At 69.1% G+C, this 19,360-nt stretch carries 13 protein-coding genes; 4 read left to right on the top strand and 9 right to left on the bottom strand.

The features are described 5' to 3' along the window. Positions 1–25: 25 nt before the first annotated feature. The 7 genes from AS97_RS33410 to ngcE all read right to left on the bottom strand — a co-directional run bounded on the left by AS97_RS33410 (position 26) and on the right by ngcE (position 8,583). A complete protein-coding gene (locus AS97_RS33410) occupies positions 26–1,342 on the bottom strand; it encodes an ABC transporter permease (RefSeq protein ID WP_059141709.1) in 1,317 nt (438 codons plus the stop codon). Continuing rightward, entirely contained in the window at positions 1,339–2,118 is a 780-nt protein-coding gene (locus tag AS97_RS33405) for an ATP-binding cassette domain-containing protein (RefSeq protein ID WP_079059090.1), read from the bottom strand. The genes AS97_RS33410 and AS97_RS33405 overlap by 4 nt, the downstream gene beginning before the upstream one ends. A 129-nt stretch (positions 2,119–2,247) precedes the next feature. Continuing rightward, entirely contained in the window at positions 2,248–3,348 is a 1,101-nt protein-coding gene (locus tag AS97_RS33400) for a substrate-binding domain-containing protein (RefSeq protein WP_079059089.1), read from the bottom strand. A gap of 216 nt (positions 3,349–3,564) precedes the next feature. After that, positions 3,565–4,764, bottom strand: a complete 1,200-nt coding sequence (locus AS97_RS33395; RefSeq protein ID WP_059141854.1) for an ROK family transcriptional regulator — start codon at positions 4,762–4,764, stop codon at positions 3,565–3,567. Positions 4,765–5,158: 394 nt separating this feature from the next. Beyond that, the gene (locus AS97_RS33390; protein ID WP_059141706.1) at positions 5,159–6,109 is read right to left on the bottom strand and encodes a carbohydrate ABC transporter permease; all 951 of its coding nucleotides are present in this window, start codon (positions 6,107–6,109) and stop codon (positions 5,159–5,161) included. A gap of 61 nt (positions 6,110–6,170) precedes the next feature. Next, positions 6,171–7,088 (bottom strand): sugar ABC transporter permease, encoded by a 918-nt coding sequence (locus AS97_RS33385; RefSeq protein WP_125758826.1) that lies wholly within the window; start codon positions 7,086–7,088, stop codon positions 6,171–6,173. A 58-nt stretch (positions 7,089–7,146) separates the two neighbouring features. Continuing rightward, complete coding sequence (gene ngcE / locus AS97_RS33380; protein ID WP_125758824.1) at positions 7,147–8,583, bottom strand: N-acetylglucosamine/diacetylchitobiose ABC transporter substrate-binding protein; 1,437 nt, start codon at positions 8,581–8,583, stop codon at positions 7,147–7,149. A gap of 341 nt (positions 8,584–8,924) precedes the next feature. Here ngcE and AS97_RS33375 point away from each other — a divergent pair, with 341 nt between their 5' ends. The 3 genes from AS97_RS33375 (at position 8,925) to AS97_RS33365 (ending at position 14,285) form a co-directional block, all read left to right on the top strand. Beyond that, on the top strand, positions 8,925–9,446 hold the full coding sequence (locus tag AS97_RS33375) for a PT domain-containing protein (protein ID WP_232546156.1): 522 nt from the start codon (positions 8,925–8,927) through the stop codon (positions 9,444–9,446). A 307-nt stretch (positions 9,447–9,753) separates the two neighbouring features. Further along, a complete protein-coding gene (locus tag AS97_RS33370) occupies positions 9,754–13,614 on the top strand; it encodes a GH92 family glycosyl hydrolase (protein ID WP_210566169.1) in 3,861 nt (1,286 codons plus the stop codon). A 125-nt stretch (positions 13,615–13,739) separates the two neighbouring features. After that, positions 13,740–14,285, top strand: coding sequence for an isochorismatase family protein (locus tag AS97_RS33365; protein ID WP_059141701.1), 546 nt, complete (start codon positions 13,740–13,742; stop codon positions 14,283–14,285). Between the two features lie 8 nt (positions 14,286–14,293). On the opposite strand, the gene AS97_RS33360 is transcribed toward AS97_RS33365, so the two are convergent. Further along, entirely contained in the window at positions 14,294–14,671 is a 378-nt protein-coding gene (locus AS97_RS33360) for a helix-turn-helix domain-containing protein (RefSeq protein ID WP_059141700.1), read from the bottom strand. 96 nt (positions 14,672–14,767) lie between these two features. Between AS97_RS33360 and AS97_RS33355 the strand changes: the two genes are divergently transcribed. Then, the gene (locus AS97_RS33355) at positions 14,768–15,613 is read left to right on the top strand and encodes an NAD(P)H-binding protein (RefSeq protein WP_125758818.1); all 846 of its coding nucleotides are present in this window, start codon (positions 14,768–14,770) and stop codon (positions 15,611–15,613) included. A gap of 241 nt (positions 15,614–15,854) precedes the next feature. Here AS97_RS33355 and AS97_RS33350 read toward each other — a convergent pair whose 3' ends face one another. Next, positions 15,855–19,133 (bottom strand): GH92 family glycosyl hydrolase, encoded by a 3,279-nt coding sequence (locus AS97_RS33350; RefSeq protein WP_059141698.1) that lies wholly within the window; start codon positions 19,131–19,133, stop codon positions 15,855–15,857. Positions 19,134–19,360: the final 227 nt, after the last annotated feature.

Here is a 19,360-nt window from a genome sequence, read left to right as displayed (position 1 = left end):
CGGGCAGCCGGGTGAGACGTGCGGGTCAGCCGCGACCCGCGGACCGTTGTGTCCTGCGCGACACCGAGTCGATGACGACGGCGGCCAGCAGCACCCCACCGGTGATCATGTACTGGACGGAGTTCGCGACGCCCAGCAGGTTCATCCCCGACGAGATCGAGCCGATGACCAGCATGCCGAGCAGCGCCGACCAGACCGAGCCCCGGCCACCGAAGAGGCTGGTGCCGCCGATGACCGCGGCCGCGATGGCCTCCATCAGCAGGTTGCCGGTGCCGGCCTGCTGACTCGCGGAGCCGATCCGGGAGGCGATCATGATGCCGCCGAAGGCGGCCATCAGGCCGGCCAGCGAGTAGACCGAGATCCGGATGGCGACGACGTTGATGCCCGCGCGGCGGGCCGCCTCGACGCTGCCGCCCAGGGCGATCACCTTGCGCCCGTAGGCGGTGCGCCGGACCACGAAGTCGAGGATCACCAGGACCGCCACGAAGATCACCAGGGCCAGGGGCAGGCCCTTGTACTCGTTCAGCCGCCAGGCCGCGGTGAAGGCGATCAACGCGAGCACGCCGGTGCGGACCAGGATCTCGCTCAGCGGCCGCGAGGGCACGCCGACCGCCTTACGGCGCCTGCTGTCCAGGAACTGGGCGAGGAAGAAGCCCGCCGTCGCCAGCGCCGCCACCCCGTACGCGGCGATGAGCTGGCTGAAGTAGTGGGCGGTCAGATCCCGCACGAAGCTGTCGTCCGCGATGCTGATGGTGCCGGTGGTGCCGAGCACCTGGAGCATCAGACCGTTCCAGGCCAGCAGACCGGCCAGGGTCACCACGAAGGCCGGGACGCCTATCTTGGCGAAGAAAAAGCCGTGCAGCGCGCCGAGCACCGCGCCGCTGGCGAGCGCGGCGAGCACCGCGATCCCCTCGGGCACGCCCTCGTTGACGTTGAGCACCGCCAACGTGGCCGCGGCCAGACCGCTGAGCGAGCCGACGGACAGGTCGATCTCACCGAGCAGCAGCACGAAGACGATCCCGACCGAGATCATGCCGGTGCCGCCGAGCAGGATCGAGAGGTCGGAGAGGTTCTTGGGCGAGAGGAAGGCGCTGTCCTTCCACTGGAAGACCGCCCAGATGATGGCGATGCCGACGATGACCGGGACCGCGCCCAGATCGCCGCTGCGCATCTTCCGGCCGAACTCCGTCAGATAGCCCTTGAACCCCTCCTGACGGACCAGCAGCCGGGGGTCGACGACGGTGACCGCGTCCTTGGCCACGGGGTTGACGTCGGCCGGGCCGCTCGCCTTGTTGCCGCCGTTCGACGGACCGCCGTTGGTCTTGTCGACGTTCGTGGTCACTTCGCGACCTCCCCGCTACGCGCCTTGCGGCGGGTCACGGCGTTGTCCGTGGCGCCGGTGATGGCGGAAATGATCTCTTCCTGAGAGGTGGTCTTCACATCGAAGATGCCGTTGTTTCGGCCCAGCCGCAGCACCGCGACGCGGTCCGCGACGGCCTTGACGTCGGCCATGTTGTGGCTGATGAGAATGACGGCCAGGCCGCGGTCGCGCAGCCGCTCGACCAGGTCGAGGACCTGCGCGGTCTGCTCGACACCGAGGGCGGCGGTCGGCTCGTCCAGGATCACCAGCTTGGGCTCGCCGAGCATCGAACGGGCGATGGCGACGGTCTGCCGCTGGCCACCCGAGAGCGAGGCGATCGGGATCCGCACACTGGGGATGCGGATCGACAGGGTCTGCAGCAACTCGCGTGAGCGCCGCTCCATCTCGACCTCGTCGAGCACCCCGGCGCGCAGGATCTCGCGGCCGAGGAAGAGGTTGCCGACGACGTCGATGTTGTCGCAGAGGGCGAGGTCCTGGTACACCGTCGCGATGCCCAGTCCCTGGGCGTCGTGCGGCCGGGTGACCTGGACGGACTTGCCCTGCCACTCGATGACGCCTTCGTCGGCGGGGCCGACTCCGGCGATGGTCTTGACGAGGGTCGACTTGCCGGCGCCGTTGTCGCCCACCAGGGCGACGACTTCACCGGCGTGGACCTCCAGATCGATGTCGGTGAGCGCCTGGACGGCGCCGAACCGCTTGGAGATCCCGCGCAACGCCAACACGGGTCCGTTCGGCACGATGGCCAGCTCCGTTCCGGGCAGGGAGATCCCTGCTGTGTGACGGAGGGGAGAGCGCGCTCTCCCCTCGGTTGGGGGGGTGTCAGGGGGCGGGCGGGCCGTCCGCGAGGGGCGGACGGCCCCGCGCCGCTACTTCAGACCGGCCTCGTCACACGCCGCCTTGTACTTGGCGGTGCAGATCTGGGCGACCGTGTAGTTCCCGTCCTTGACGACGGTGTCCTTGATGTTCTTCTTGGTCAGCGAGATCGGGGTGATCAGCGTCGCCGGGATGTCCTTGGTGGTCGGGCTGTCGACCGTGTTGGACTCGTTGACCTTCTCGCCGCGGCCGAGCGCGATGGCCATCTCCGCGGCGGCGGCGGCCTCGTCCAGGTAGGACTTGTAGACGCTCATGTACTGCTCGCCGGTGACGACCCGGCGCACACCCTCGAGTTCGGCGTCCTGGCCGGTGACCGGGGGCAGCGGGTTGAAGCCGCCGCTCTTGAGCGCGGTGATCGCGCCGCCCGCCATGCTGTCGTTGGCCGAGTAGACGCCGATGATGTTCTTCTTGCCGAGGGAGGAGATGGCGCCCGTCATGGCCTCGTTGGCCTTGTCCGCGAGCCAGCGGTCGATGTCGTACGACTTGCCGACGTTCACCTTGCCCTTGAGGACGGACATCGCGCCCTTCTTGAACAGGGCGGCGTTGGGGTCGGCCTCCCAGCCGTTGAGCATCACGATCTTGCCGCTCTTGGCCTTGTCGCCCAGCGCCTCGAGCAGCGCCTGGCCCTGGACCTTGCCGACCGTCTCGTTGTCGAACGAGGTGTACGCGGAGACCGGGCCCTCGGCCAGCCGGTCGTAGGCGACGACCGGGATCCCGGCCTCGTCGGCCTTCTTGACCGAGGAGGCTATGGACTTGGAGTCCACCGAGTCGAGGATGAGCGCGTCGACCTTCTTGGTGATCATCGAGTCGACCTGCTGCTGCTGAACCGACGTATCCGACTTGGCGTTGACGTAAAGGATCTTGCAGTCCGCGCAGAGCGCCTTGACCTTCTTGGTGATGTATGGCCGGTCGAAGTTCTCGTATCTGGCCGTCTGGTCCTCGGGCAGCAAGAGCCCGATCGTGAGCGGACCGGTCTTCTTCTTCTCGTCCTTCTTGTCGCTGTCGGCCTCCTTCGCCGAACCACAAGCGGCGAGGGCTACGGTCATCGACACGACAGAAGCAGCAAGAGCGACGCGACGCATCGTTGCGTTCATTTGGGGGTGACCTCCCTGACGAGGCCGCGTCATTGCGGCCGAGGTGGCTGGAAGTCAACTCGGCCGCCCGCATGGCGTCAAGAAGTAAATCCTTAACGAGATGGCAACGGTGCCATTCGTTATCTGAGTGAACGCAGCCGGACAGGCCGGATAGACGGAGCGTGACCGGACAAAGGCGCTCAGGCAAGACCGGGGCCAACGGCCGCGGTCCGGCGGTCAGGTGAGGGCCGGAGCCCCCGCCGAGAGCGCACCGTCCAGCAGCGTCGAATCTCCCATCTCGCTGAGCACCAGCGCCAGCGCGCCCAGCACCTCGGCCCGGCCGCCGAGCGCCCCGGGCATCACCGACAGCTGATGGGCCGCGCTGGGGATCGCGTACCGCGCGACCGACTCCCGGATCGGGCCCAGCACCAGCTCCCCCGCCTCGGCGAGCTGACCGCCCAGCACCATCCGGCTCGGATTGATCAGATTGCAGAGGTTGGCCACCCCGCTGCCGATGTGCCGGCCGACATCCCCGATCACCCGCCGACAGCCGGGGTCGCCCTCGCGGGCCAGCTGCACCATGCGCTCCACGGTGAGGTCCGCGCCATGGCTGGATTGCAGCAGCGGCAGCACATAGCGGGCCGCGGTGAAGGTCTCCAGGCAGCCGCGGTTGCCGCAGCGGCACACCGGGCCCGACTCGTCGAGGGTGATATGGCCGATCTCGCCCGCCGTACCGCCGGGGCCGCGGTAGATCTTCCCGCTGATCACCAGCCCCGCGCCGACACCGTCGGCGACCTTGATGTACGCGAGGTCGGCGACCCCGCGGCCGGAGCCCCAGACCAGCTCGCCGAGGGCGCCGAGGTTGGCGTCGTTGTCCACGTGCACCGGCACCCCGAGCCGCTGGGCCAGGTCATCGCGCGGATTGGTGCCCGCCCAGCCCGGCAGGATCGCGGTCGAGCCCAGCGTGCCGGTCTCCACATCGATCGGTGCGGGCACCCCGAGGCCGACGCCGACCACCTTGTCCTGGCTGAGCCCGCTGGCCGTGATCAGCCTGCTGACCAGCTGCTCCGCCCGGTCCAGCCCCTGTGAGGCGGAGGCGTCCACATCCAGCGGCTCGGCCTCCTCGGCCAGTACCTGATGGGCGAGATTGCCGATGGCCACGCGCAGATGCGTATGGCCGAAATCCACCCCTACGACGATGCCCGCGTCGCCGCTGAGCGAGACGCTGCGCGCCCGGCGGCCACCCGCCGAGGTGGGGGTGACCTCGACCGTTCCGCCGTCCTTGAGCTCACGCACGATGTTGGAGACGGTGGCGGCGGACAGCCCGGTGGACCGGGCGATCTCCGCCTGGGTCAGCGAGCCCGCCATCCGCACCGCCCGGACCACCCGCTCGAGATTGGCCCGGTGCAGCGACGACTGCGATCCCGGAGTCTCCACGCCCATCCACTCCCGCCTTCGCGGGCGGCACGACGGCCGCTCCGCCGGCCGGGCCGCAGCAGTGAGGCCCAGCGGTGTCTCCAACATGTGAACTCTAAGCTGAGCCGCCACGGTTGTCCCACGTCAAGTCCCTGACCGTCGCGGGACGCCCGGCGACACCTTCTGATATCTCCGGTCCACCTCCTGATGCCTCCCGCCCGCCCCCGGACAGCTCCCGGGCACCTCCGGACACTCCCGTCCGTCTTCCGGCGGGTCCGCGGCAGCGCGGCGATATCCCCGCCAGCGTACGACCGGCGCGGCGAAACGGAATCCCCGGGGCGGCCCGCGGCACACGGCCCCGTCCTTTCCGCGCGACGGAAAGGACGGGGCCGTGAAAAGCGCTCTCCGGCTGCCCCTATTTGAGCGCGCCCGCGGTCAGGCCCGCCTGGACCTGCCGCTGGAAGAGGATGTAGACGCCCAGTACCGGAAGCATCGCCAGCACCAGACCGGCGAAAAGCGCGGACCAGTCGCCCTTGTACTGCTGGCTGGCCGCGAGCTGCACAAGCCCCTGGGTGAGCACCCGCTTGTCCTCATCGGTGTTGAGCACCGTGGGCAGCATGTACTGGTTCCACTGACCGAGGAAGTTGAAGATCCCGACGCTGATCAGGCCGGGCTTCGCCATCGGCAGCATGACCTGGAAGAACGTACGGGTGTGCGACGCCCCGTCGATCAGAGCCGCCTCCGCGACCGAGGACGGCAGCGTCTTGAAGAACGAGGTGAGGAAGAAGACCGTGAACGGCAGCGAATAGGCGATATAGACCAGAATGAGCCCATGGAACGTGTTGAGCAGACTCATGTTCTTCATCACGAAGAACAGCGGCACCAGCGCCAGGATGATGGGAAAGCTCATCCCGCCGACGAACATGAAATAGATGAATCGCTTTCCCGGGAATTCAAAGCGAGCCAGAATGTATGCCGCCATCGAACCGAGCAGCATCGTGCCGATCAGGGAGCAGCCCACGACCAGGATCGTATTGAGGAAGAAGTCGCCGATGTTCGACTTGCTCCAGGCCCGGGACCAGTTGTCGAAGTGCAGGACGGAGGGCAGCCCCCAGGGCGAGGTGAAGATCTGCTTGTCGGTCTTGAGGGAGCTCATCACCGCCCACAGCAGCGGCAGGGTGACGAGCAGCCCCCAGACCACCAGGATGCCGTGCGAGAAGACGTTGAGGACCTTGCCCTCGCTGCCGAGCCGGCCCTCGGGGGTGAAGCCCGGCGGCGGCTGCTTGCGGACGGGCCCGGCGGGCGGCGCCGCCTCGTCCTCCTTGGTGACGCCCGGGAGTTCCGAGGGCTCTGCGTGCGAGGTCACTGTGGTACCCCCAGATCGGCGGTCGGGCGGCGGTGGCCGGGTGCGGTCGGTGTGATCGGCATCAGTACTCCAGCCGCTCGCGCCGGCCGAGCCTGGTCACGATGACCGCGAAGATCAGGGTGACGATGAGCATCGCGACGCCGATCGTGGTGGCCCGTCCGGCCTGCCCGTCGTGGAAGGTCTTGGTGTAGACGTAGTAGCCCATGACCTGCGTGGAGTCGGCGGGGCCGCCCGGCCCCACGGTCATGATCTGCACCACGGCGAACGCGTCGAGCGCGATGATGCCCATATAGATCCAGCCGGTCTGGACCGTGTCCCACAGCAGCGGCAGGGTGATCTTGAAGAAGGTCTTGATCCGGTTGGCCCCGTCGAGCAGCGCCGCCTCGTAGAAGTCCTTCGGGATGGAGCTCATCCCGGCGGAGAAGAGGACGACGTAGAAGCCGACGTTGCTCCAGACCATCACCGCCATCAGGCACCACAGCGCCAGCTTCGGATCGGACAGCCAGCCCTGCTGGAGCGAATCCAGGCCGATTCCGCCGAGGAAGGCGTTGATCGCGCCGTTGCGCGGGTTGTAGGTGAACTGGAACAGCAGGGCGACGATCGCGATCGACAGCACCTGCGGAAAGAAGTAGATCACCTTGTACAGGCTCGACCCGCGCACCCCGGAGATCGCCGAGTTCTTCCTCCCCCGGCCGCCCACATTGAGCATGAAGGCGAAGAAGAGCCCGAGGCCGAGCGTCACCAGCGGCACCACCAGCAGCAGCACGACATTGTGCCCGACCGCTTTCCAGAAGAGGTCGTCGTGCAGCAGCCAGTTGTAGTTCTTGAACCCGACCATCCTGAAGTCGGAGCTCAGCCCGGTCCAGTCCGTGAAGGAGTAGTAGATGGCCTGGACGAATGGCGAGATCACGAAGACCGCGTAAAGGATCACCGGCAGGGCCAGGAACCCCGCGATGAACCGGTACTTCCCATGCTGCATTTCTACCGACCTCGGTCTTCCCCTACGGATAATGCCGCCGGTGACGCGTCGCGCCGCATCAGACGTGCTTGTACTTCTTGACGGCGTCGTCCTTGGCCGTTTCATCGGCGAACTTCTGGCACTTCTTGATCGTCTCGGCGGGGGTCATCCGGCCCGCCATCATCTCGCCGAGCGCGCCGACGCCGATCTGCTGCTTATGCAGCGTCACGTACCAGTCCTGGAGCCGCGGGTTGACCACGTTCTTGCCCGCCTTGGTCAGCGCCTCCTGCGCCGACGCCAGGCCCGGCGGCAGGCTGAGGCCCTCGGTGCCGCCGTTGAGGGAGGAGAGCGAGGAGACCTGCTTGATGAAGTTCCTGGTGGACTTCTCACCGAGCATGATCCGCAGCAGCTCCATGCCGCCCTGGGGGTTCTTGGCCGACTTCGGGACGATGAAGGGCTCACCGCCGGAGGCCCAGAGGGTGCCGAACGGCAGCTTGTCGCTCTTGTCGAGGCTGGAGGGCGCGGCCACCGTCATCTGGAAGTCCTTGGGCGTGGTCTTCTTCGCCTCGTTCTCCACCCAGGAGCCGTTGGGGATGAACAGCGCCTTGCCCTGGTTCCACGCGGTCTGGGACTCGATGTGGGTCAGACCGGGGGTGCCCTTGAGGATGTAGCCCTTCTTGTAGAGCTCGTAGTACGCCTCGAAGGCGGCCTTGACGGCCGGGTGCTTCCAGGCGTTCGGCTCCAGGTTGTCGATCGAGTCCAGGACGTCCCGGCCGCCGATCTTGGCGATGAAGGGATAGAGGCTGAACGGCAGGTAGTAGGGGTACTTGCCGGGGTAGGTCCAGCCCGCGATCCCCTTCTTCTTCGCCGCCTCGCAGACCTTGAGCATGTCGTCCCAGGTCTCGGGGTACTCCATGTCGAGCTTGGCGAGATTGCTCTTGGAGTACCAGACGCCGTAGACGGTGTAGGCGTAGTAGAGGATCCACACCGGTTTGCCGTCGAACTGGCCCATCTCCACGACACCGGGGCGCAGCGTCTCGCGCACCGTCTTGTTGGGGTCGTCGAGGGAGGGCGCGTCCAGCAGCGGGGTGAGGTCGGTCAGCTGGTTCTTGCCGACCAGGGTGCCCATGTCCATCTGCTCGGCGCCGGAGTTGTCGACCAGGTCCGGCGGGGTGCCGCCGTTGAAGCGCGGCTGGAGCACGGTCTGGATCTTCTGGGTGGCCGCGTGCTTGACCTTGCCCTTGGTCTTCGGGAAGGCCGCGGCGTACTCCGCCTCGGCGTCCTTGGCGTACTGCTGCCCGAAACCGCCGTCGAAGATGACGACGTCGAGCGCGGCGCTCTCATTGACCGCGAGCGGGTTCTTGGCGCTCTTCTTGCCCTTGTCGACCTTCTTGGCGTCGTCGTCACCGCCACTGGCACAGGCGGACAGCGCGCTCATCGCGGGCACGGAGATCAATCCGAGCGCCGCCGAGCGCTTGATCAGATCGCGACGGCCGACATCTGAGGTGGATCCCATGCTCAAGTCCTCGCCTTCGTCAGGACTCAGGCGGTGTAACGGTTTCCCGTACATACTCGCCTCCGGCGAGGGGCCCGACACCGCGGGTCAGTTGAAGCGTCAAGCGGAGTATTGCTGGGTGTACGCCGGGGAGTGCGGAGGACCCGCCGAGGCCCTCCGATATGGGCCGCGGTGCGGCCTTCCCCCTGGGGCGACAGGTATAGTCCACTGGGCCTCATATGGGCAAGATCGAGAGGTCATCGGGTATCAGTCTTTCCCGAGTTGAGACCTGCCCGACATACCGTAGGTGGAGACAGTCCGTGCGGCACGCCGCCGTGCGCGCTCCCCGAAAGGCGGTTCCCGTGTCCCGGAAGCAGCTCACCCTCGCCACCAGCATTGTCGTGACCGCGACACTCGCGATCACCGCGGGGTGCGGCTCCGGCAAAGGGGGCTCGTCGGCCGGGGACAGCAAGGGCGGCGCGGCGATAGGCAAGGGCATGGCCCAACTGCCGGTGGAGCCCACCCAGGCGCCGACCGAGGAGCCCACCGACGACCCGTATGACGAGCCGTCGGACTCCCCCACCGGCGGCTCCGGCCTGATCACCTCGGACGCCAAGATGGGCACGTGCGGATGGGGTTCGGACGGCAAGCCCTACGCCAATGTGAAGATCAGCAACTCCGGCTCCAGCACCGCCTACTACTCGCTGCTGGTCGGCTTCGTCGACAGCTCCGACAAGGCCGTGACCACCGGAGTGGAGTCCGACGCGGCCGTGGCGGGCGGCGCCGACAAGACCATCAAGGTCACCGGGCTCAAGGCGGACAGCTCCCACACCGCGAAGAAGTGCCGGCTCTCGCTCGCCACCAAGTCCGACAGCGCCGACTGAGCCGACAGCGCCGACTGGGCCCGACAACGGCGGCTGAGCCCGACAACGGCGGCTGAGCCCGAGAGCGCCGGCCGAGCCCCACAGCGGCGGCTGACGGCATACCAGGGACGATCTCCTCGGGCGCACCGAAACGCCCCCGAGGACGCGGGCCGCGCCACCGATGGTGGTGGGGCCCGCGTCGTACCGCCCGCCGGGCGCCGCCGAATTGGCGGTTGTCCGCATCCTTGACACCACCCTCCCCCTGCCTCCCTACTTATCTCTGCCCGACCCAGAAGACAACGTTGTCAGACTCGTTGAGAGGCTGCGTATGCGACAGAGACGACCACAGAGACGATGGCGTGGGATCGGACGGACGGCCCCCCTGGTGGCGGCCGTCCTGCTGGCGGTGACGGCCCAGGGCGGTGCGGTCGCCGCCCCCGCCGACCCGGCCTCCGCGCACCACGCCGGCCGCACCTTCGCCTCGTCCTTCGAGTCGGGCGACCCCAAGCCCGACTGGCTCAACACGGTCGAGACCGGACCCGATGGGAAGAAGAAGGCGTCCGGGGTGGACGGAGGCTACTCCTCCGGGATCCCCGGCAATGTGACCGACAAGGTCACCGAGGTTCGGGCGAGCGGGGAGAACACCGAAGGCGGGGAGATCAAGGAGAACCTCGTCGACGGCGAGCTCACCAGCAAGTGGCTGGCCTTCGACACCACCACCGCCTGGCTCGAGTTCGATCTGAGCGAGTCGGTGAAGGCCGTCCGCTACGCCCTCACCTCCGCCAATGACGCCCCCGGCCGGGACCCGAAGGACTGGACCCTCAAGGGCTCGGCCAACGGCTCCGACTGGACGACGCTGGACACCCGTAAGGACGAGACGTTCTCCTCGCGCCAGCAGACGCGGGAGTTCTCCTTCGACGGCACCACGGCCTACCAGCACTTCCGGCTGGAGATCACCCGCAACGCCGGGGACGACCTCATCCAGCTCGCCGAGGTGCAGTTCGCGACCGGCGACACCACGCCGCCCGCGCCCTCCGACATGCGCACCCAGATCGACCGCGGCCCGACCGGCTCCCCCACCGCCAAGGCCAATGCGGGCTTCACCGGCACCCATGCCCTGCGCTACGCGGGCACCCACAAGCCGGACGGCCGGGCGTACTCGTACAACAAGGTCTTCGACGTCGACACGGCCATCACCCGGGACACCCGGCTGTCCTACCGGATCTTCCCGTCGATGCCCGAGACCGATCTCAACTACCCGGCCACCCATGTCTCGGTCGATCTCGCCTTCACCGACGGCACCTACCTGAGCGATCTGCCCGGCGCGGTCGACCAGCACGGCGCCCGGATGAGCCCGCAGGGCCAGGCCGACTCCAAGACGCTCTACGTCAACCAGTGGAACAACAAGGAGTCGCGGATCGGCGCGGTCGCCGCGGGCAAGACGGTCGACCGGATACTCGTGGCCTACGACTCCCCCAAGGGCCCCGCGCAGTTCCGCGGCTGGGTGGACGACGTCTCGATCGCCCCCAAGGCGCCCGAGAAGCCGCTGAAGCACCTGTCGGACTACGCGCTGACCACCCGCGGCACCAACTCCAGCGGCAGCTTCTCGCGCGGCAACAACTTCCCGGCCACCGCCGTCCCCAACGGCTTCAACTTCTGGACGCCGGTGACCAACGCGGGCTCCACCGACTGGCTCTACCAGTACGCCCGCGCCAACAACGCCGACAACCTCCCCACCATCCAGGCGTTCAGCGCGAGCCATGAGCCCAGCCCCTGGATGGGCGACCGGCAGACCTTCCAGGTGATGCCGTCCGGCGCGGCCGGCACCCCCGACGCCGGGCGCACCTCCCGCGCGCTCCCCTTCCGCCATGAGAAGGAGACCGCCCGGCCGTATTACTACGGGGTGACCTTCGAGAACGGCCTCACGGCGGAGATGGCGCCGACCGATCACGCCGCGGCGATGCGCTTCACCTATCCGGGCGAGGACGCGAGCGTCCTTTTCGACAATGTCACGGGCGACGGCGGACTGACCCTCGACGCCGAGCACGGAGTCGTCACCGGCTACTCCGACGTCAAGAGCGGACTGTCCACCGGCGCCACCCGGATGTTCGTCTACGGCGTCTTCGACACCCCGGTGAGCGCGAGCGGCAAGCTGGACGGAGACGGCGGCAAGGATGTCACCGGCTACTTCCGCTTCAAGCCGGGGAAGGACCGCACCGTCACGCTCCGGCTCGCCACCTCGCTGATAGGCATCGACCAGGCGAAGGCCAACCTCGACCGGGAGCTGCCCGCGTCGAGGTCGTTCGGGCAGGTCAAGCGGGCCGCACAGGCGGAGTGGGACAACATCCTGGGCCGGATCGAGGTCGAGGGCGCGGACCACGGCCAGCTCACCACGCTCTACTCCAGCCTCTACCGGCTGTACCTCTATCCCAATTCCGCTTTCGAGAACACGGGGACGGCGGCCAAGCCCCGTCACCAGTACGCGAGCGCCTTCTCGCCGGGCACCGGGGAGAACACCCCGACCCACACCGGCGCGAAGATCGTCGACGGCGAGGTGTATGTCAACAACGGCTTCTGGGACACCTACCGCACCACCTGGCCCGCCTACTCACTGCTCACCCCCAAGCGGGCGGGCACGATGGTCGACGGCTTCGTACAGCAGTACAAGGACGGCGGCTGGATCTCCCGCTGGTCCTCGCCGGGCTACGCCGACCTGATGACCGGTACCAGCTCGGACGTGGCCTTCGCCGACGCCTACCTCAAGGGCGTGCGGTTCGACGCCGAGGCGGCGTACGAGGCGGCGCTGAAGAACGCCACCGCCGTGCCGCCCTCGTCGGGCGTCGGCCGTAAGGGCATGGCCAGCTCGCCCTTCCTCGGCTATACGAGCACCGAGACCCATGAGGGGCTGTCCTGGGCACTGGAGGGCTATCTCAACGACTTCGGCCTCGCGAATATGGGCAAGGCGCTCTACGCGAAGACGAAGAAGGCCCGCTACAAGGAGGAGTCCGAGTACTTCCTGCACCGCGCCCAGGGCTATGTCTCGCTCTTCGACGACAAGGCCGGCTTCTTCCAGGGCAAGGACGCGGCGGGGAAGTGGCGCGTGCCCTCCGACAAGTACGACCCCCGGATCTGGGGCTACGACTACACCGAGACCAACGGCTGGGGCTACGCCTTCACCGCGCCCCAGGACAGCCGGGGCCTGGCCAACCTCTACGGCGGCCGGGCGGGCCTGGCCAAGAAGCTGGACACCTATTTCTCCACCCCGGAGACCGCCTCCCCCGAGTTCGCCGGTTCCTACGGCGGCGTCATCCATGAGATGACCGAGGCGCGGGACGTCCGCATGGGCAACTACGGCCACAGCAACCAGGTCGCCCACCATGTGACGTACATGTACGACGCGGCGGGCCGGCCGTGGAAGACCCAGGAGAAGGTGCGCGAGGTGCTCTCCCGCCTCTACACCGGCAGCGAGATCGGCCAGGGCTACCACGGCGACGAGGACAACGGCGAGCAGTCCGCCTGGTACATCTTCAGCTCGCTGGGCTTCTATCCGCTGGTGATGGGCGGCTCCGAGTACGCCGTCGGATCGCCGCAGTTCACCAAGGCCACGGTGCATCTGGAGAACGGCCGCGACCTGGTCATCAAGGCCCCGCGCAACAGCGAGCGGAATGTGTACGTCCAGGGCCTGAAGGTCAACGGCAAGGCGTGGAACTCCACCGCCCTGCCGCACTCGGTGATCTCCAGGGGCGGCACCCTGGAGTTCGCGATGGGCGCCAAGCCGTCGGCCTGGGGCACGGGGAAGAACGCCGCGCCGTCCTCCATCGCCAAGGACGACAAGGTGCCCACCCCGCGCCACGACCTGACGGTGCCGAGCGGTGGTACGGCGCTGCTGGACAACACCTCGGGCACCGAGGCCACCTTCGAGTCGGTGGACCTCCCGCTCACGGCGGCGGGCCGCGCCGTGCAGTACACCCTGACCTCGTCCGACCGGAGCAAGGCCCCGGCCGGATGGGTGCTGCAGGGCTCGCATGACGGCGAGAAGTGGCGGGACCTGGACCGGAGGTCGGGAGAGACCTTCAACTGGGACAAGCAGACCCGCGTCTTCTCGGTGCGCACGCCCGGTACGTACGAGCACTACCGCCTGGTGCCGGACGCCAAGGCGACACTGGCGGAGGTCGAGCTGCTCGGCTGAGCCGCTGGGTGGGCCGGGTCCGTACGCACGGACCCGGCCTGCCCGGCCTGCCCGGCCTGCCCGGCCCCGCAGAGGGCTCACGCGGCTCACGCGCGGCGAGCCCGGGCGCCCGTTACGGTGAGTCCATGTCACATGCCTCCGCGCTCCTCGTCATCGATATGCAGAACGCCCTGGCGGCGATCTCGTACCGGGCCACCGAGACCGTCGCCGTGATCGCGGGGCTGCGCGAACGCGCCGAAGCCGCGGGCGTGCCGGTCGTGACGATTCAGCACCGGGGCGGTGGGCTGGAGGCTGATACGGAGGGCTGGCGGATCGTGCCCGAGCTCGCGCCCTCCGCTGACGAGACGGTCGTCCACAAGACCAGTGCGGACAGCTTCCTGCACACGGATCTCGACAAGACCCTCAAGGCGCTGGGCGTCACCGAGGTGGTCGTCACCGGGTTCGCGACCGAGATCTGCGTGGACACCACGGCCCGGCAGGCGCTGAGCCACCAGTACGACGTGGTGCTGGTCGCCGACGGGCACACCACATCCGAGCGGCCCGACACCGGCGATTTCGCCTCGCCGGAGCGGTCGATCGCCCATCACAACGCGATTTTCCGGCACATCGACTTCCCGGGGCGCCGCATCCGCGTAGTGCCCGCGGCCGAAGTGGATTTCGCCGCCGCTTAGCGATGTCCTCACCGAGGAGCGGTAGGGGCCGTCTCCTCACCGTCGTAATCCAGCCGGGCCCGCTCGACCTTGGCCAGGTTCTCGGCCGACCAGCTCGCGAGCGAGGCGAACAGCGGTGCCAGGCTGCGGCCCAGCCCACTGATCTCATACTCCACCCGGGGCGGGACCTCCGGGTGGTACGTGCGCAGCACCAGCCCGTCGCGCTCCAGTTGGCGCAGCCGCTGGGTCAGCACCTTGGGCGTGATCGTGCCGATGCGGCGCTGCAGCTCTACGAAGCGCTGACGGCCGTGTTCATGGAGCGACCAGAGGATGGGGGTGGTCCAGCGGCTGAAGACGATGTCGACCACGGGGGCGATCGGACACGCCTGTTCCGGTTCCTTCGACATAGCCACTTTCCTCTAGGTACCTACTATCCCCACAATGCTAGCTTCACCGTGCCGCGGCGAGGACAAGGTCTGTCACTACGGAACGGGGAGTCGCACATGATCGTGGTAACCGGAGCGACCGGGAATGTCGGTCGGCCACTGGTGGAGGCGCTCACGGCAATCGGCGAGCAGGTGACGGCCGTGTCGCGCCGGCCCGCCGGCCCGGAGTTGCCGGAAGGGGTACGTCACCATCAGGCCGATCTGGCCGACCCAGCGAGCCTGCGACCCGCGCTGGACGGGGCCGACGCGCTGTTCCTGCTCTTCGCGGGCGAACTGCGGATCGGCGAACGGCTCGTCCGCGAACTCCTGGAGGACGCCGGATCCGCCGGGGTACGACGCGTGGTCGTGCTCTCCTCCCAGGCGGCCGGATCGCGGCCGCGGGCGGCATCCCACGCCCCCTTGCGGGCCCTCGAAGAGGCCGTGCGGGCGTCGGGGCTGGACTGGACGGTCCTGCGACCCGGAGGCTTCGCTTCCAACGCCTTCGCCTGGGCCGAGTCGGTCCGTACCCGGCGGACGGTCGCGGCGCCGTTCGGCGATGTGGGGCTGCCGGTCGTGGACCCGGCGGACATCGCCGAGGTCGCGGCGGCGACGCTGCGGGGGCAAAGCCACGCGGGACGTACGTACGAACTCACCGGCCCGGCGCCGGTCTCCCCACGCGAGCAGGCGCAGACGATCGGGGATGCGCTGGGCGCACCCGTACGGTTCACCGAGCTGAGCCGGGCACAGGCGCGTGCGGAGATGCTGCGGTTCATGCCGGAGCCCGTCGCGGACGGCACGCTCGAGATCCTGGGCGATCCGACGGCCGACGAACAGCGGGTGAGCCCCGACGTCGAGCGGGTCCTCGGCCGCCCGCCACGTCGCTTCGCCGAGTGGGCGCTCCGCAACATCGCGGCCTTCCGCTGATCCGGCCGGGATGGGCGGATGACCACCGTCGCTGCTGCTGGGCCGGGAGTGGTTCATCGACGTCTCCCCTCCCGGCCCCCGCAGCGCTAACCGTCGATGAACAGCTCCTCGGTGCGGGAGGCGGTCACGGCCCGGTCCGGCCAGGTGTCGAGGAGGTTGAGCGCTCGAACGAGGGCAAGTGCCGGCGGCACTTGCCCTCGTTGCACTCGATCGTATGCAGTGGCCCTTGGGGTTGACTCCGTCAGCCGCGCGCCACCGCGAAGACGTGGAGATCCGCGTTGTCGGGCAGGGTGACGCTCTTGACCGTCTTGCCCTCGGGCGCCCGGAACGCCTTCGTGGCGAAGATGTACGCGTCCACCACGTCCTTGTCGCCGCCGCTGATGTTGCGGTAGCCGGTCTTGGCGAGGGTCACGTTTCCGTACTGGACCGTTCCGCCGCCGCCTCCCACCGTCCAGTCGGTGAAGGACAGGTCCGCCTCGTCCGAGCTGCCGTCCGTGTAGGTGACCTTGGCCGTGGCCTTCTGGTTGCCGTTGACGGCGCTGCCGAGGAAGGACAGGGACGTGGAGGCCGGGAGGTTGATCGTCTGGCCGGTGGTGGAGGCGTTGTCGGGGCGGCCGGGCGGGGAGGCGGGCCAGGTGTAGTCCAGGCCCTGGGTGGTCCCCTTGGCGCCCGGTTCGAGGCCGGCCGCGGCGAGGGCCTGGCGGGAGTAGCTCCAGCCGCCGCCGTCGTAGTCGCCCTCGTCGTGCTCACCGGCGTCCTCGGTCGCGCCGACGTTGTTGTACGCGGCGAGCAGCGAGCCGGGGGCGGCCACGGTCAAGGTGATCGGCTGGACGACCTCGGTGCCCTCGCTGGTCACCGTCACCTTCGCGTCGTAGAACCCCTCGGCGGTGTCCTTCCCCGCGCGCAGGGAGATCTCCGCCGTGCCGTCCGGGCCCACCGTCCCGGAGGCGGGTGAGGCGGTGAGCCCGTCGGGGGCGTCGGTGGTGAAGCGCACCTCGGGGCGGTCGCCCTCGCCGACCGGGACGGCGGCCACCTTCACGGTCAGGCTCTCGCCCGGGGCGAGCGTGCCCGTGGTCGGCCCGACCCCGATCTGATACGGCTGCTCACCGTCGCGGAAGGAGGGCGGGGCGTCGGCCGGGGACGCGCCCCAGGCGCGGTCGGGGGCGTCGGACAGGGTGTAGTCCAGCGTGCCGCCGTGCCGGACGAAGGACTCCGGCAGCCAGGGCCGGTCGCTCGCCCGCCCGTTCACCTTCAGCGACTGGACGTACGGCGCGTCGGGCGCGGCCTGCGGGGCGCGGATGGAGATGTCCCGGGCACCGCGGTCGATCTCGATCCGCGGGAAGAGGGGCGAGGCCAGGACGAGTTCGGCGCGGGAGGGCACCTGCGGGTACATGCCGAGGGCGGAGAAGACGTACCACGAGGACATCTCGCCGAGATCGTCGTTGCCGGGGATGCCGTCGGGCTTCGTGGTCCACAGCTGACGCATCGCGGCGCGCACGGTCTCCTGGGTCTTGTACGGCTGCCCGGCGTACGCGTAGAGATAGGGGACGTTGATCGACGGCTCGTTGTCCAGCTCGGACTTCTCGCCACCCGCCCCGGTGAGCGCCCAGCCGCCGTCGGCGTCGTGGAAGAAGGCGTCCAGCCGCTTGATCGCGGCGTCCTTACCGCCCATCGCGGCGAAGAGACCGGCGGGGTTGTGCGGGACCATCCAGGTGTACTGGGCGCTGGTGCCCTCGACGAAGCCGTTGCCGGTGGCCGGGGTGAAGCCGGTGACCCAACTGCCGTCGGCCTTACGGTTGGCGATATAGCCGCCGGTCTCCGGGTCGGCGGCGGCGTTGAAGTTGTTCTGCCACCACTGGGCGCGGTGCGCGAAGGTGTCGGCGGTGTCCTTACGGCCCGCGGCCCGCGCCAGCTGGGAGAGGGCGAAGTCCGCGCCGGACATCTCCAGGGTCTCGGCCGCGCCGCCCCACGCGTTGGAGACGGACGGCATGTAGTGCAGCTCGAGGTACCTGTCGAGGGAGGGCCGCTGGCCGACCGACATGATGGGCTTGCCCGCCGGGCTGAGGTCCTTCTCCGTCGGCACGGTGGCCGCCTTGAGAAGCGAGTCGAGGGCGGCGTCGAGGTCGAAGTCGCCGCCGCCGAAGGCCCGGATCCCGGCGAGGGCGGCGGCCGACGGATCGCCGTTCATCACATGCGTCCCCGAGGCGCCCTGGAGCCAGCGGTCCCAGACGCCGCCGTTCTGCTGGGCGAGGTTCAGCAGGGACTGGGCGATGTCGGAGCCCGCCCGCGGCTCCAGCAGGGTGAGCAGCTGGAGCTGGGAGCGGTAGATGTCCCAGCCGGAGAAGGTGCCGTACTGGGCCCGGTGGCCCCGGCTCACCCGGTGCACCTCACCGTCGCTGCCCCGGTAGCGGCCGTCGGTGTCGCTGATGACATTGGGGTGCAGCAGGGAGTGGTAGAGCGCGGTGTAGAAGGCGGTGCGGTCCGCGTCCGCGCCGCCGCCGACCCGGATGGCGGCCAGCTGCCGCCGCCAGGCGTCGTACGCGGCGGTGCGCACCTGGTCGAAGCCGCGCCGCGGCGGGTTCTCGGCGGCGAGGTTGGCCCGGGCGCCCTTGCCGTCGACGTAGCTGATGCCGACCTTGACGCCCACCCGGCGGGTGCCCGGGGCGAATTGGAGGTAGCCGCCGGAGCCCTTCCCGGCCACCGGGCGGCCGTCGGTGCCATAGCCGGAGCCGCCCTCGGCGCTGGTCGCGCCGGGCCGCAGCGTGCCGTCCTGCCAGGTGCCCTGGGCGGTGAACGCGGTATCGAAGACCGCGGTGAAGTGCAGGGTGTAGTAGCTCCGGCGCCCCTCGGGGTCGAGATAGCCGCAGAAGTTGCCGCCGGTGACCGAGCCGGAGACGGTGCGGTGCGCCGGGTCGATGGTGAGGTCGGCGGCGCTGCTGCCGACCTCGGAGGAGGAGGTGCGGATCAACAGGGAGGCGGTCTTGTCGGCGGGGTAGCTGAAGCGGGCCGAGCCGGTACGGGCGGTGGCGGTCAGCTCCGCGCCGGCGCCGGAGGCGAGGGAGACCTTGTAGCGGCCGGGCTCGGCGGTCTCGCCGGAATGGCTGAAGTCCGAGGCGTAGCGCTGGTCCTTGGTGTCGGCCGCGGGTGAGGAGGTGACCTCGCCCACATGAGGGAAGAAGGGGATGTCCCCCGCGCCGCCCGCACAGCCGGTGCCGGACATATGGGTGAGGCTGAAGCCGCGGACGCGGGTGGCGTCGTAGTGGTAGCCGCCGGGCGCGGCGGTACGGGTGGCGTCTCCGCGGGTGTTCTCCGGGCTCCACGACAGCATGCCGAAGGGGGCGACGGCGCCGGGAAAGGTGTTGCCGCCGGCCGAGCTGCCGATCAGCGGATCGACGTACGCCGCCGGGTCCTTGACCAGCGTCGGCGGCGGGGCGGCCGACGCGGGCGCGGTGGCCGCGGTGGCGAGGAGCCCCGCGGTCAGGGCCGCGGCCGCCAGGGCGGCCAGGGGTCTTGAGGGCATTGCGGTCCCACCTTGTCGGAAGGGCCGCGATCACCGGGTCGAACAAGCCGTGGGGACCGTACCGCACAGGGGCCGTCGGCCGTAAGAGCGCGCGAACGGTCTTGACAGGGACACCCGGTTGGCGGCGTACTGATCGTTACAGTCATGCTGACAACGTTGTCGCGTTCGCCGGTCGAGCAAGCCGCTTCCGCGTACCGGCAATCCCCTCACCGGACGCGCCATCATGG

The organism is Streptomyces sp. AgN23, assembly GCF_001598115.1.
In the GTDB taxonomy this organism is placed as follows: domain Bacteria; phylum Actinomycetota; class Actinomycetes; order Streptomycetales; family Streptomycetaceae; genus Streptomyces; species Streptomyces antimycoticus.
This window is presented reverse-complemented; position numbering and strand designations above follow the sequence as displayed.